The sequence below is a fragment of the Neorhizobium sp. PAMB6630 genome, from assembly GCF_058242775.1.
On record NZ_CM177836.1, the window covers coordinates 246,644 to 259,468 of the forward strand.

Here is a 12,825-nt window from a genome sequence, read left to right on the forward strand (position 1 = left end):
TGTCGACGAACCGTGATATCACTGGAGTGCCTCATGACGTATGTCGTGACCGACAATTGTATCCGTTGCAAATACACCGACTGCGTCGAAGTGTGCCCGGTCGACTGTTTCTATGAGGGTGAGAACTTCCTGGTCATCCACCCCGACGAATGCATCGACTGCGGCGTCTGTGAGCCGGAATGTCCCGCAGAAGCCATCAAGCCGGATACCGAGCCGGGTCTCGACAAGTGGTTGAAGGTCAATGCCGAATATGCGCAGGTCTGGCCCAACATCACCGTCAAGCGGGACGCGATGGACGAGGCCAAGGAAATGGACGGCGTCGAGAACAAGTTCGAGCAGTATTTCTCGCCGGAACCGGGCAAGGGCGATTGAACTCAGGGCCGCCATTTTTGCGATTGCTTAACGATTAGGCATGGACGCGACCGTTGCGTCTGTGCATCTGCGAAAGCAAATCATTGATTTCCTCCCATATTTGTGGTAGACATCAAGAACTGTTCCACAAAGTGGCACTCGCGTGCCCAAAAACATCACGAAAGCAACAGAGCACCCGCCGCGGTTCCCGTGACATAACCAGCTTTGGATTTGTCGTCGCCGTCCGCGATCAGGTGTTGTTTTTGTGCGCGTTCGTTGGACCAGTATGGAGTCACCGACGGTTCCCCCGTCTCATCCGGGCCTGACTGACCCGGCCCCGGTCCCGGAAGACCGGGTGCGTAACAGGGAGTTTGTTAAACGAATGACGACCCAGCAGAAAAAATCTTCAGCGCGCCATGGTTTCAAGACCGGTGAAGCGATCGTTTACCCGGCGCATGGAGTGGGCACTATCACGGCCATCGAAGAACAGGAAGTGGCTGGTATGAAGCTCGAACTGTTCGTGATCGATTTCGAGAAGGACAAGATGCGCCTCAAGGTGCCGGTCGCCAAGGCCGTCAGCATCGGCATGCGCAAGCTGTCCGAAACCGACTTCGTCGAGCGTGCCTTGAAGGTTGTCCAGGGCAAGGCCCGCGTCAAGCGTACCATGTGGTCGCGTCGCGCACAGGAATATGATGCCAAGATCAATTCCGGCGACCTGATCTCGATCGCTGAAGTCGTGCGCGATCTTTACCGTGCCGAAAATCAGCCGGAGCAATCCTATTCCGAGCGCCAGCTTTATGAGGCTGCCCTTGATCGCATGGCGCGCGAAATCGCAGCCGTCAACAAGATGTCGGATACGGAATCGGTTCGCCTGATCGAAGCCAACCTCGCCAAGGGGCCGAAGCGCAGCAAGGTTCTCGACGAGGAAGATTCGCACGAAGAAGAAGCCGCCTGAGCGGTTTCATCCTGCACTCACCTGAAAAAGCCCGGCGAAAGCCGGGTTTTTTGTTGGAACTTTTTGACCGTGCACGCGTTCACCCGCCGGTACGGCGAAAAATGCGGCCTCTTGAAGCTGCCTTTGCCGTGTCGAGACAGGGGAAGGGCTGCGCCCTCTCCACCTGAGTTGAACGAGGGGAGCAAAGAGGCATGCCGCTGATGCTGTCCGCCCGACCGGTCTTCTGGCCGCAAGAGGTGGAAGGTTCTGGGGTCCATGCGCCTTTGTCTGGTCAAACAGTTTCATGGAGAGCGCAATGAACGCCATGTCCGCAGACCGCAATATGATCAAGATCGCCATGGCTGCGCCTTATCTGGCGCGCGAGGAAGAGCGCAATCTCGCCGTGCGCTGGAAAGACGGTCAGGACCGGGATGCCCGCAACCAGATCGCGCTTGCCCATATGCGTCTCGTTATCGCCATGGCCTCCAAGTTCCGCGGCTTCGGCCTGCCGATGAGTGACCTTGTACAAGAAGGTTATGTAGGGCTGCTGGAAGCGGCGGCAAGGTTTGAACCGTCACGCGATGTGCGATTTTCGACCTATGCCAGCTGGTGGATCCGCGCCTCCATGCAGGACTATATCCTGCGCAACTGGTCGATTGTCCGGGGCGGCACCAGTTCTGCCCAGAAGGCGCTGTTCTTTAACCTGCGCCGGCTGCGCGCCAAGCTTGCGCGCGGCGGCAATACCAAGACTGCCCAGGATATTCATGAGGAGATCGCAACTGCCCTTGGCGTCAGCCTCGCCGACGTGCAGACCATGGATGCCCGCCTGTCCGGCAATGATGCCTCGCTGCAGGCGCCCTCTATTGCCGGCGACAATGACAGTGGCGAACGGCTCGACATGCTAGAAAGTGCAGAACCGCTGCCGGATGAGCAGGTCTCGTTCATGATTGATGGCGAACGCCGCCTGAAATGGCTGCAGGGGGCTCTCACCAAGCTCAATGAGCGCGAAAAGAAGATTATTCGCGCCCGCCGCCTGACCGATGACGGGGCAACGCTGGAAGCGCTGGGTGCCGAACTTGGGATTTCCAAGGAACGCGTGCGCCAGATCGAAAGCCGGGCGATCGAAAAGCTGAAATCGGCTCTGGTTACCAACAATCCGCAAATGGCAGAGGCCTGCTGAGGCAGGCCCACCTCGAACCCTATTCGGAAATGATCTTGACCCGCTGGCCGGGCAGGATCGACGCGCCTGTTGGCAGCGCATTGATCATCTTGAACATATCGAGCTTACGATCGGTGCCCATCATGCGGGCAGCCATGGTGGTGATATTGTCGCCCGGCTGCACGGTGACGACCCGCACGCGAAGCGGCCGCAACTCGGCAGCCTCCTGCGGCGTCATGCGCCGGAAGGTGCGCCGCATGGTGTCGGCGGTTGCCTCAAGCGATGTGCTGCCCTTCGGCACGGCCGTGAGGAAACGGAACAGCTGCTTGTCGAGCCTGATAACGGTGACGTCGAAATCCCAGCGTTCGGCCGATGCGCGCGCGGTTGCCGCCGGCAGACCGTTGATCGTGGTTTCCCGCACGGTTTCCGGCTGAAGCCCAGCCACCCAGCCACTCGTCAGGTAGTTCGAAAGGCTCTGGTTCGCATCGGTCGCCTGCACGCCATCAAAGCGGATGGCGGTCTCGTCAGGCCCGGTCGCAAGAACCGCTTCCACCTTGTTGTCGATGCGAAAACCTTCCGGCACGTCGAAACGGATGCCAAGGCCCGCATGGAGGAAGGTTTCGTTGCGCACATAACCCTCTTCCGGGCTGTCGCCATAAAGAAGGCCGTCTATACCGGTGAGATAATAGTCGCGGCCCTTGTCGCCCACGGTGCCTTCCTGGCCGAAGGCACGGGCGTGCTGGCGGGCAAGCTCCACACGCTGCGGAGCGTTTGGATGGCTGGAGAGAAAGTCGAGGCTCTGGTCTGTATCCGGGTCAGCGGATGAATAACGCGCATAGGCCGACATGGAATCGAGAAAACGGGCTGCCGCATAGGGATCATAACCGGCTTCGCCGAGCATGCGCACGCCGATCACGTCTGCCTGTAGTTCCTGCTGGCGGGAGAAGGCGGCAAGCCGCAGTTTGCCGCGCGCCAGCGCCTGTTTGCCGGCCAGATCGCTCGAGAGAACCTCGGCCACCACACGGCTGGCAATTACTTCGGCTTCCTCGCGCTTCTGGCGCTCGATGCCGTGATTGGCCGTGACATGCGCCATTTCGTGGCTGAGAACGGCGGCCACTTCCGAAGCATCATTGGCAAGCGCCAGCAGGCCGCGTGTCACGTAGAGATAACCGCCGGGCAGCGCAAACGCGTTGATGGCAGGCGAATTCAGGATGGTGATGCGATAGGACTGGTTGGGATTTTCCGAGACGGCAGTGAGCGCGCCGGCAATGCGCGCGACCAGCCGTTCCGTCTTGGCATCGTGATACTGGCCGCCATAACTTGCAACGATGCGCGGATGCTCGCGGGCGCCCATCTGGGCGCGCGGATCGTTCTTCTGCACCTCATCGACGATCTGCGGATTGGCCGAGGGTTTCACATTGGCCTGATAGGTCTGGTCGATCACCGACTGGCAGCCCGAGAGAAGCGTTGCTGCGGCCAACAGTGCGGCAAGGGCGCGTATCCCACGCGCCCCCTGGCCTGCACGTTTCCTGCAAGCCGGGTCCAGCGCTGTCATCGTCGTCCGTTCAGTTGGAACCGTCATTCGTCCAAGCCCGCCATCCGGCGCATCGTGCGGCCTTTGCCCCTGCCGCTCTGGTCTGCGTTCGCTGCGGGTGGGGCAATTGCGCGTGATTCTCGTTTTGTCCTCTCTTCAGATAGAACACAAGCGCTCACAGACAATCATTCCAGCCCTCTTTCGCATTGCGGCATCGCACTGCCGCACGTCTAAAATGTGGCGAATTGATTGACGCTTTATGACGGGCTGTCAAATTTGCTGATACGATTGTCGCGTGTAAGCCGGATATTCCCGGGGGCCGGCCTACGGATGAATAGCGCCGTTTTCCACCGAGAGCACGCAGTCGGCCAACCGCGCCACCTCGTCCCGGTCATGGGTGACGATCAGGATCGTGTTGCGGCTTTCGCGGTGCAGGTCCAGCAGCAGGTCTGCCATGGAAAGCCGAAGGGCGGGATCGAGAGCGGCAAACGGCTCATCCAGGAGAAGGAGCGGGCGTTTGCGCACCAGCGCCCGCGCAAAGGCTGCCCTTTGCCGCTCGCCGCCAGAGAGCGTGCCGGGCTTTCGCGTCTCGTATCCGGCAAGGCCTACCCGTTGCAGCGCATCCGACACCGCGCGCCGATCGCCCGGCGAGAGCTTCAGCGCCGGATGGATGCCAAGCCCGACATTGGTGAAAAGATCGAGATGGGCAAACAGGTTGTTGTCCTGAAAGACCAGCGATAACGGCCGCTGCCCCGGATGCACCCCAGACATGTCCTTGCCCGACAAAAGCACCCGACCGCTGTCCGGCGTCTCGAAGCCGGCGACAAGATTGAGCAGCGTCGATTTGCCGGATCCCGACGGTCCGGTGACGGCGGTGATGCGTCCGGTCTCGATCCGGCAGTCGAAATGAAAACGGGCCGTTCCGAGCGACAGCCTGACATCGCGAAATTCCACGGCCGCGGAAGATGTGTCGCTCAGCGTCATGCCTGCCTCCGGTGGCCGGCGGTACCAAGGGCGGTGAGGGCCAGGCAGATCACGCCCAGAATCAGCGCCAGACCATCGGCGTCATTCGTCCGGTAGCTGCCAAGCCGGCTATAGACGAGATAGGGCAGTGTGGTGAGTTCCTGCGAGCCGAAGAGGGCGACCGCTCCCAGATCCCCGAGCGACAGCGCCATGGCAAAGGACAGCGCCATCATGAGCGGGCGGGCAAGCACCGGCCAGTCGATCAACCGGAAGCGTGAAAAGCCTGAGAGGCCAAGGCTTGCGCCAAGCCGGCCGGTGCGTGCGGCATGGGTCTCAAAAGCCGGCGCCAGAACCCGCATGACGAAGGGTAGCGCCATCAGCATGTTGATGGCAGCAATCAGCAGCGGCGCGGCGCGGGTGACATCGGCATGCGGCCGGATCAACAGGAACCAGCCGGTGCCCAGCACCACCGGCGGCACCAGAAGCACCAGCGAAGACATGCCCGAAAGTGCTGCGGAAAAGGCCTTGAGGGGGCGGGGCGGGTGTCTCATATCGGCAATGGCTGCACGCGCGGCGATAATGCCGAGCGATACGAGGATGGAGAGCAGACCGGCCGAGATCGCAATGGCAAGGCTGGTAAATGCCGCCTGCCGGAAGGCCGGCATGGTGACCAGTTTCAACAGATCGGCCTTCAGCCCCGCAACGACAACGGCACCGAGCGGCAGCACAAGAAACAGCGTCGCCGCTGCAATGATGCCGGCATCGTAAAACCTTGCCAGAAGGCTGCGTCCGTCAAAACGGTGGCTGGCGCGTCCTTCGCCGACGCCTGCGATGTCTGCGGGCGGAAGCCGGCTGATGATGAAGAGCACCACGGCCGTCAGGCCGATCTGCAGGAGCGAAAGCGCAACGGCGCGCGCCGGATTGAAATCGAAACGCAGCGACTGATAGATCGCCACTTCCAGCGTGGTCGCCGCCGGCCCGCCGCCCAGCACCAGAACCAGCGTGAAACTGGTGGCGCAGAGCATGAAAACGAGGCCGGCAGCGCCTGGAATGACGCGGGCGAGCGCCGGTCCCTCAATGAAGCGGAAGATGGAGAACGGGCGCATGCCAAGGCTTGCCGAGAGCCGCCAATATTCAGCCGGCAGTCTTTCCAGCCCTGAAAGCATCAGCCGGCAGGCCAGCGGCAGGTTGAAGAATACATGCGCAATCAGGATGCCCGAGAGACCGTAGATGCTGACCGGCTGTTCCACGCCGGCAAATGCCAGCAACCGGTTGAACAAGCCCTGGCGGCCAAAAATGCCGATGAGGCCGAGCGCACCGATCAGAACCGGCAGGCCCATCGGCACGGCCATCAGCCTGACAATCCAGATGCGCAGAGGAAAGGCCGGCCGCCGTGCAAGAGCCAGCGCCACCGGCATGGCGAGAAGAATGGAGAGAAACGCCGACAGACCGGCCTGCAGAAGCGTGAAGCGCAGAAGGCTTGCCGTATAGCCGTCAAAAAAGCCGCCTTGCGACGAGGAGGCGGGCGCGGTCGACAGCAAGGCCGTCACTGGCAGCACGACAAAAAGCGCCACGCCGGCAAGGCTTGTCGCGCCTGCCGCCAATGCCTGCCGCCGTTGCGCGTGGCTCAGCATCGATCAGTTCATGCTCATGGCGCCAAGCCATTCGCGGATCCAGGCATCGCGGTTCTTTGCCACTTCCTCAGGGCTCATCAGATAAGTCTTTGCCGGCTGCACCAGCTTGGAAAACACTGGAGGTAGCGGCTCTGCGGGCTTGGCGGCGGGCATCATCCAGTTGGTGGTCGGAATGATCGCCTGAAAGTCCGGCGACAGGGTGAAGGAGAGGAATTTCTGCGCAAGCTCAGGGTTTTTGGAGGCCTTCAGACGACCGGACACTTCGATCTGGATATAATGGCCTTCGGAAAACGCCGCTGCCTGATAACGCTCCGTCTTTTCCTCCATCATATGGTAGGCAGGCGAGGTGACATAGGAAAACACCATCGGTGCCTCGCCCTTGGTAAACAGGCCATAGGCCTCCGACCAGCCGGGCGTGACGGTCAGAATGCGGTTCTTCAGCTTTGCCCAGGCCTGCGGTGCCTCATCGCCATAGACCGACTTGACCCAGAGCAGCAGGCCAAGCCCCGGCGTGGACGTGCGCGGATCCTCGATGGCGATCTTCTGCGACGGATCGCCTTCGACCAGGTCCTTCAGGCTCTTCGGCGGGTTCTTGATCGTGTCAGTGTCATAGACCACGGCAAAATGCCCGTAATCATAGGGCACGAACGTATCATCGGAAAAGCCGCCGGGAATGGATGCGGCGTTGGTGTCGATGCCATGAGCGTCGAACAGGCCGGTGTCCTTGGCTTCCTGGATGAGATTGGTATCGAGACCCAGCGCCACATCCGCCTCGGAAGAGGCGCCCTCAAGCTTGAGGCGGGTCAAAAGCGCCACGCCATCGGCCACGGCGACAAAGTTTACCGTGCAATCGCATGTGTTTTCGAAGGCGGCCTTGACCTTGGGGCCGGGCCCCCAGTCGGACACGAAGCTTTCATAGGTATAGACGGTCAGCGTCTTTTTCTCCGCAGCCGAAGCGGGCAGCGACAATCCGAGCGCGGCAATCACCGCAAATGTGGTGGACAGCAATATGCGCATCGGCGCCTCCTTCGTTTGATCAACACAGGGAGAACAGGCGCTGGATGCGAGCCGTCTAATCCCTCCGCCGGTGTTAGCCGGATCAGGTTCCGCGGGTTGACGTTTCCGTCTCTCAGCCAAGCCTTGCAGCTATGGCACCCCGTTAGAGCAGGCGAAGATTTAGCGGTGCGAAAGAGGCTTGGCAAGTCGTACGAACATCACGACCCGTTACGATCAGGCGGCGGCCTGCGGAAACACCTGCAACTCGCGCGGAACGGCAGCAATGCCGCCGAGGCGGTTGGCAATGGCATAATCCACCGATTGCTCAACGACATGTGGCATGACGGGTTTGGTCAGCACGCCAAGCGCGCGGCCGATGTCGCACCGCAACTGCTCGGGATTGGCCGTCATGAAGATCACTGTCACCCCGTAGCGCTCCGACAGCTCACGACCGATGGACGGACCGGTCGCGCCATCCGACAGATTGACGTCGACGAGCGCGATATCGATATAGGGTGCATGGGCAAGGGCATGAGCGCGTCCGCTTGCAAATCCGCTGACGGTCAACCCCATGCCTTCGATTGTATCTGCCATGTCGAGGGCAATCAGAAACTCGTCCTCGACGATCAATACTCTTTGTTTCATGGCTGCATTTGCCAGCCGACGACGCACTACAGATGCCGACATGGGATTTCCCTTTGTTGATCGGTACGCAGGGCTCTCGAACAGTCATGAAAGCCTTGTGATCGATCGAACGTGCCGTTTTGGGAATTGTTCCGGGATCTGACGATATTTCTTGGCGCTAAGACTTTGTTAAACTTAAGAATAGATTAAGATCAGCCTTCAAGCTCCTCGCGCAGCATTTCAAGTTCCAGCCATTCCTCTTCCATTTTCGCAAGCCTTTCCCGCAGCTTCTCCAATTCCGCGGCGATGCGGTTGAAGGCGGCGGCGTCCTTGGAAAACAGGTTCGGGTCAGCCATCGTTTTTTCGCGGGCGGCAATGTCAGCTTCGATCTTTGCCATTTCCTTTGGCAGGTTTTCCAGCGCGAATTTCTGCTTGAAGGACAGCTTTGCCTTGTTCTTCGGCGCGTCCGTCGAGGTTTGCGAAGGACCGGCTGCTTCGGTGCGGGCCTTTTCCGCCCGGCGCTTCTCGTCCAGCACGCCCTTGCGCTGCGCCATCATGTCCGTATAGCCGCCGGCATATTCGATCCAGCGTCCATCCGGCGCCTCGGGCGTTGCCGGTGCAATGGTGGAGGTAACGGTGCGGTCAAGGAAGTCACGGTCGTGGCTCACAAGGATGACGGTGCCGTTATAGCCGGCAACGATTTCCTGCAACAGATCCAGCGTCTCGATATCGAGGTCGTTGGTGGGTTCGTCGAGGATCAGAAGGTTGGAGGGCTTTGCCATCATGCGGGCCAGCATCAGGCGCGCGCGCTCGCCACCGGAGAGGTTCTTGATCGGCGTGCGCATCTGCTCCGGCTGGAACAGGAAATCCTTCATATAGCCGGCCACATGGCGCTGCTCGCCGTTCACCAGCAGGCTCTCGCCACGCCCGTCGGTGAGGTAATGGCTCAGCGTATCCTCAAGGTTCAGGTCCTCGCGCTTCTGGTCAAGCGTGGCGATCTCCAGATTGGTGCCGAGCTTGATCGTGCCCTCATCCTGCTCCAGCTGGCCGGTCAGCATCTTCAGAAGCGTCGTTTTGCCCGCACCATTGGGGCCGACAAGGCCGATCCGGTCGCCGCGATGGACGCGGATCGAAAACGGCGCCACGATCTGGCGGTCGCCATAACGCTTGGTAATACCTTCGGCTTCGATGACGAGCTTGCCGCTCTCCTTACCTTCGGTGGCCGATGCCTGAATACTGCCCTGCGGCCCCTTGTGGCCACGGTAATCGGCGCGCAGGCTCTGCAGGTTGCCAAGGCGGCGCATGTTGCGCTTGCGCCTTGCGGTCACGCCATAACGCAGCCAGTGTTCCTCGCGCTCGATCTGCTTGCCGAGTTTGTGCTGTTCAAGCTCTTCTTCTTCCAGCACCTTGTCGCGCCATTCCTCGAAGAAGGCAAAACCGCGCGCCAGGCGCCGCGACAGGCCGCGATCGAGCCAGACGGTGGCGGTGGAGACCTTTTCGAGAAAACGCCTGTCGTGCGAGATGACCACAAGGGCGCTTCGCGTTTTCTGCAATTCGCCTTCCAGCCATTCGATGGTGGGAAGATCGAGATGGTTGGTCGGCTCGTCCAGCATCAGGATATCCGGCTCCGGCGCCATCACGCGCGCAAGCGCTGCGCGGCGGGCTTCGCCGCCGGAGAGGCGCGCGGGATCCTCCTGGCCGGAGAGGCCAAGATGCTCGAGAAGATAGGTCACCCGGTAGGGATCGTCACCGGGGCCAAGCCCCGCTTCGGCATAGGCTTGAACGGTGGTGTGGCTGCCGAAATCCGGCGCCTGTTCAAGATAGCGGATGGTCGAGGACGGATGGCGAAAAACCTCGCCGGATTGCGCCTCGACAAGGCCTGCGGCAATCTTCATCAGCGTCGACTTGCCCGAGCCGTTGCGCCCGACAAGGCAGATGCGGTCGCCCGGCTCCACCTGAAAATTGGCGCCATTGAGCAGCGGCGCGCCGCCAAAACTCAGATAAATGTCGTCGAGCTTGAGAATCGGGGGTGCCATCTGGTTCCTTAGGCTCCGGTCAGGTCATAGGGGCGGGCCATCAGCAGCGCGCGCCCTTGTCCGAGCGAGATCGAGATCGGGCCCTGCGCGACATTGGATATGGTGCGCGACGAGCCGAATGTCAGGGAAAAATCGGTGAGCGGGTAACGAACGTTGGAAAGGGTCAGTCCCTCGAGGTCGCTGAAGCCGAGCACGGAAAACAGCGAGCCCCTGGGCAGTTCCAGTTCCATCTGGTCACCGCTGATCAGCGGATAGGCTTCTTCCTCGCCGGAGGTCAGCATCACCTCCAGCCCGGCTTCGGCAAGAGACAGACCGTGCAGGGTATGTTGCAACGCATGGTCGGAGCGTTCGCCGCCAAGGGCGCCGACGAGAATTAGTCGCTCAGCACCGCGCGCCAAGGCTTCGGCAATGGCAATCTCGCCATCGGTTGCAGCCTTTGTCGTGGGATAGGAATGGCGCTCCACCTGGCGATAGCTTTCCCGCAGCGCGGCATCGGCGGAATCGAAATCGCCCACCCAAAGCTCCGGCGTGAGGTTCAGCGATTTTGCATGGCGCATGCCGCTATCGGCGGCAATCACGCGGCTGCCGGCGATCAGCGCGCTTAAACGCTCCGTCACGGTCAGGCTGCCGCCAAGAAGAAGGGTAAAGGTGGATGGGCTCATGGCTCATGCCCTTAGCGCATCTTCCGCCAAAAGCAAAAGCCCTATGATGCACGGACCGCCGCCACGTCATCTGCGCGCGCGTCCTGGAACGGCTTAAGGCGGGAGGCAAGGCGATGGGGTTATGCGGTCTTGGGGCCAAGAGGACGGGGGTAAGCGCGCGTCCACCAGGGCTTGACGTGCGGGGCGGGCACGCTCGATGCGCTGGCCCGCCGCCGCTCAGTGTCAACGCTTCTTCGGGCTTGCGGCAGCCGCACCCTTCAACTGTGTGGTGAAGGTGGATGTCGGCGCTGCCGAAGGCTTTTCCTTGTCCTTCTTCGGCTTTCTGACTTCGCGGTTCGAACGGACCTGACCTTTGGCCATGGGATGCTTCCTTGTTGCGCAGGCTCATGCGCTGCGGCGGTGGTGATGCGGATGAAAACAGATCATGCAAGAACGCTCGTCCCGGGGTGAGAGGCCTTTTGAAACGGGCCACGGCATCGGGGCGGTCGGGTGACCAGGCAAGCCCGGTCGGGAAGCAGAAGATATTAAATGCGGTCTTTGCCGGTCGCCTCTCCGGTCTCGGTCAGAAAGGCGAAGCATCAAAACTTTGCGCCTGTTAGCGTGTCAGAACTGTGGCTGAACACAAGCACATTTTTTAAACGGCGATCGCGATCTTTGGCCTTTCTTTCTTGCGAAGGCGGCGCCCGCTCTTTACCTCTTGGCGCCAAAGCCGACCTTGGCCGCTAAAGGCTGGCCGAACTGGGAATGAGGTCCATGCAGTTTACCGGAACCGACGACTATATCGCCGACAAGGACCTGATGGTCGCCGTCAATGCTGCCATCCGGCTGGAGCGCCCGCTTCTGGTGAAGGGCGAACCCGGCACCGGCAAGACGGAACTTGCCCGCCAGATCGCGCTTTCGCTTGGCCTGCCGATCATCGAATGGAACGTAAAATCCACCACGCGCGCCCAGCAGGGGCTTTACGAATATGATGCCGTCTCGCGGCTGCGCGACAGCCAGCTCGGCGATCCCCGCGTCAACGACATCGCCCATTATATCCGGCGCGGAAAACTGTGGCAGGCCTTTGCCGCCGGTGAAAAACTGGTGCTTCTGATCGATGAGATCGACAAGGCGGATATCGAGTTTCCCAACGACCTGCTGCAGGAACTCGACCGCATGGAGTTTCATGTCTACGAGACCGGCGAGACGGTGAAAGCGGCGGTGCGCCCCATCGTCATCATCACCTCCAACAACGAGAAGGAACTGCCGGATGCCTTTCTGCGCCGCTGTTTCTTCCACTATATCCGCTTTCCCGATGCCGATACGCTCGCTCGCATCGTTGAGGTGCATTATCCCGGCATCAAGCAGGCGCTTGTCCGCGCAGCGCTCACCCAGTTTTACGAGATCCGCGAAATGCCGGGTCTGAAGAAGAAGCCGTCCACCTCCGAAGCGCTCGACTGGATCCGGCTGCTTGTCAGCGACGATGTCGATCCCGCCGATCTCGGCGCCGACGTGAAGACCATGCTGCCAAAACTCCACGGCGCGCTGTTGAAGAACGAGCAGGATGTGCATCTCTTTGAGCGCATGGCCTTCATGGCAAGGCGGGAGCGGTAATGTCCGGCGCCCAGAAGGTTTTGATCTACGGCACCTGGCAGGGGAAGGTGCTGGTGTTCGATGAACCGGATTTCCCGGATCTTGCCCTGCAGGTGCCGGGCGGAACCGTTGAGGCGGGCGAAGACTTTGCTGCAGCGGCGGCGCGAGAGTTTTTCGAGGAAACCGGCATTTTGCCGCCGGTGTCGCCCAGCCTGATAATGCGTGCCGATCCGGTTTCGCCTGTTCTGGCTTGGTTTTGAGGAGGCCTGCAAGCGTTTTGGCATGGGCATGGAGGGCGGTTTGGTAACCCTGCTGCAAGGTCCACAATTGCGCACTGATTGACGCGCGCGGAAGAAAAGC

General features: G+C 60.8%; 12 protein-coding genes, 1 pseudogene and 1 riboswitch. Of the genes and pseudogenes, 5 read left to right on the forward strand and 8 right to left on the reverse strand.

What is annotated here, in order from left to right; genetic code table 11:
• Positions 1 to 33 precede the first annotated feature (33 nt).
• From fdxA to AC4CWF_RS01090, 3 genes are all read left to right on the forward strand, one after another.
• Positions 34 to 372, forward strand: coding sequence for a ferredoxin FdxA (gene fdxA / locus AC4CWF_RS01080; protein ID WP_491283302.1), 339 nt, complete (start codon positions 34 to 36; stop codon positions 370 to 372).
• 361 nt (positions 373 to 733) lie between these two features.
• The gene (locus AC4CWF_RS01085) at positions 734 to 1,306 is read left to right on the forward strand and encodes a CarD family transcriptional regulator (protein WP_491283303.1); all 573 of its coding nucleotides are present in this window, start codon (positions 734 to 736) and stop codon (positions 1,304 to 1,306) included.
• A gap of 295 nt (positions 1,307 to 1,601) precedes the next feature.
• Complete coding sequence (locus tag AC4CWF_RS01090) at positions 1,602 to 2,465, forward strand: RNA polymerase factor sigma-32 (protein ID WP_491283304.1); 864 nt, start codon at positions 1,602 to 1,604, stop codon at positions 2,463 to 2,465.
• A gap of 19 nt (positions 2,466 to 2,484) precedes the next feature.
• Here the strand turns inward: AC4CWF_RS01090 and AC4CWF_RS01095 are convergent, their stop codons facing one another.
• The 8 genes from AC4CWF_RS01095 to AC4CWF_RS01130 all read right to left on the reverse strand — a co-directional run bounded on the left by AC4CWF_RS01095 (position 2,485) and on the right by AC4CWF_RS01130 (position 11,253).
• The gene (locus AC4CWF_RS01095; protein ID WP_491283305.1) at positions 2,485 to 4,026 is read right to left on the reverse strand and encodes a M48 family metalloprotease; all 1,542 of its coding nucleotides are present in this window, start codon (positions 4,024 to 4,026) and stop codon (positions 2,485 to 2,487) included.
• Between the two features lie 276 nt (positions 4,027 to 4,302).
• The gene (locus AC4CWF_RS01100; protein ID WP_491283306.1) at positions 4,303 to 4,962 is read right to left on the reverse strand and encodes a thiamine ABC transporter ATP-binding protein; all 660 of its coding nucleotides are present in this window, start codon (positions 4,960 to 4,962) and stop codon (positions 4,303 to 4,305) included.
• A complete protein-coding gene (locus AC4CWF_RS01105; RefSeq protein ID WP_491283307.1) occupies positions 4,959 to 6,575 on the reverse strand; it encodes a thiamine/thiamine pyrophosphate ABC transporter permease ThiP in 1,617 nt (538 codons plus the stop codon). Before AC4CWF_RS01105 ends, AC4CWF_RS01100 begins: the two co-directional genes overlap by 4 nt.
• Before the next feature lie 3 nt (positions 6,576 to 6,578).
• Complete coding sequence (gene thiB / locus AC4CWF_RS01110; RefSeq protein ID WP_491283308.1) at positions 6,579 to 7,592, reverse strand: thiamine ABC transporter substrate binding subunit; 1,014 nt, start codon at positions 7,590 to 7,592, stop codon at positions 6,579 to 6,581.
• A gap of 42 nt (positions 7,593 to 7,634) precedes the next feature.
• Positions 7,635 to 7,744, reverse strand: a riboswitch (TPP riboswitch).
• Between the two features lie 61 nt (positions 7,745 to 7,805).
• A complete protein-coding gene (locus tag AC4CWF_RS01115; protein WP_491283309.1) occupies positions 7,806 to 8,258 on the reverse strand; it encodes a response regulator in 453 nt (150 codons plus the stop codon).
• Between the two features lie 149 nt (positions 8,259 to 8,407).
• Entirely contained in the window at positions 8,408 to 10,231 is a 1,824-nt protein-coding gene (locus AC4CWF_RS01120; RefSeq protein ID WP_491283310.1) for an ABC-F family ATP-binding cassette domain-containing protein, read from the reverse strand.
• A gap of 8 nt (positions 10,232 to 10,239) precedes the next feature.
• Positions 10,240 to 10,893, reverse strand: coding sequence for a thiamine diphosphokinase (locus AC4CWF_RS01125; protein WP_491283311.1), 654 nt, complete (start codon positions 10,891 to 10,893; stop codon positions 10,240 to 10,242).
• 222 nt (positions 10,894 to 11,115) lie between these two features.
• A complete protein-coding gene (locus tag AC4CWF_RS01130; protein WP_491283312.1) occupies positions 11,116 to 11,253 on the reverse strand; it encodes a hypothetical protein in 138 nt (45 codons plus the stop codon).
• A 393-nt stretch (positions 11,254 to 11,646) separates the two neighbouring features.
• On the opposite strand from AC4CWF_RS01130, the gene AC4CWF_RS01135 reads away from it, so the two are divergent.
• Complete coding sequence (locus AC4CWF_RS01135) at positions 11,647 to 12,486, forward strand: AAA family ATPase (protein WP_491283313.1); 840 nt, start codon at positions 11,647 to 11,649, stop codon at positions 12,484 to 12,486.
• Positions 12,486 to 12,659 (forward strand): annotated as a pseudogene (locus tag AC4CWF_RS01140) (NUDIX domain-containing protein); the annotation flags it as partial. The gene AC4CWF_RS01135 and the pseudogene AC4CWF_RS01140, both read left to right, overlap by 1 nt.
• Between the last annotated feature and the right edge of the window lie 166 nt (positions 12,660 to 12,825).

Coding starts and splice junctions, on each gene's coding strand:
- fdxA (WP_491283302.1), top strand. CDS start 34: ATGACGTATGTCGTGACCGACAATTGTATCCGTTGCAAATACACCGAC.
- AC4CWF_RS01085 (WP_491283303.1), top strand. CDS start 734: ATGACGACCCAGCAGAAAAAATCTTCAGCGCGCCATGGTTTCAAGACC.
- AC4CWF_RS01090 (WP_491283304.1), top strand. CDS start 1,602: ATGAACGCCATGTCCGCAGACCGCAATATGATCAAGATCGCCATGGCT.
- AC4CWF_RS01095 (WP_491283305.1), bottom strand. CDS start 4,026: ATGACGGTTCCAACTGAACGGACGACGATGACAGCGCTGGACCCGGCT.
- AC4CWF_RS01100 (WP_491283306.1), bottom strand. CDS start 4,962: ATGACGCTGAGCGACACATCTTCCGCGGCCGTGGAATTTCGCGATGTC.
- AC4CWF_RS01105 (WP_491283307.1), bottom strand. CDS start 6,575: ATGCTGAGCCACGCGCAACGGCGGCAGGCATTGGCGGCAGGCGCGACA.
- thiB (WP_491283308.1), bottom strand. CDS start 7,592: ATGCGCATATTGCTGTCCACCACATTTGCGGTGATTGCCGCGCTCGGA.
- AC4CWF_RS01115 (WP_491283309.1), bottom strand. CDS start 8,258: ATGTCGGCATCTGTAGTGCGTCGTCGGCTGGCAAATGCAGCCATGAAA.
- AC4CWF_RS01120 (WP_491283310.1), bottom strand. CDS start 10,231: ATGGCACCCCCGATTCTCAAGCTCGACGACATTTATCTGAGTTTTGGC.
- AC4CWF_RS01125 (WP_491283311.1), bottom strand. CDS start 10,893: ATGAGCCCATCCACCTTTACCCTTCTTCTTGGCGGCAGCCTGACCGTG.
- AC4CWF_RS01130 (WP_491283312.1), bottom strand. CDS start 11,253: ATGGCCAAAGGTCAGGTCCGTTCGAACCGCGAAGTCAGAAAGCCGAAG.
- AC4CWF_RS01135 (WP_491283313.1), top strand. CDS start 11,647: ATGCAGTTTACCGGAACCGACGACTATATCGCCGACAAGGACCTGATG.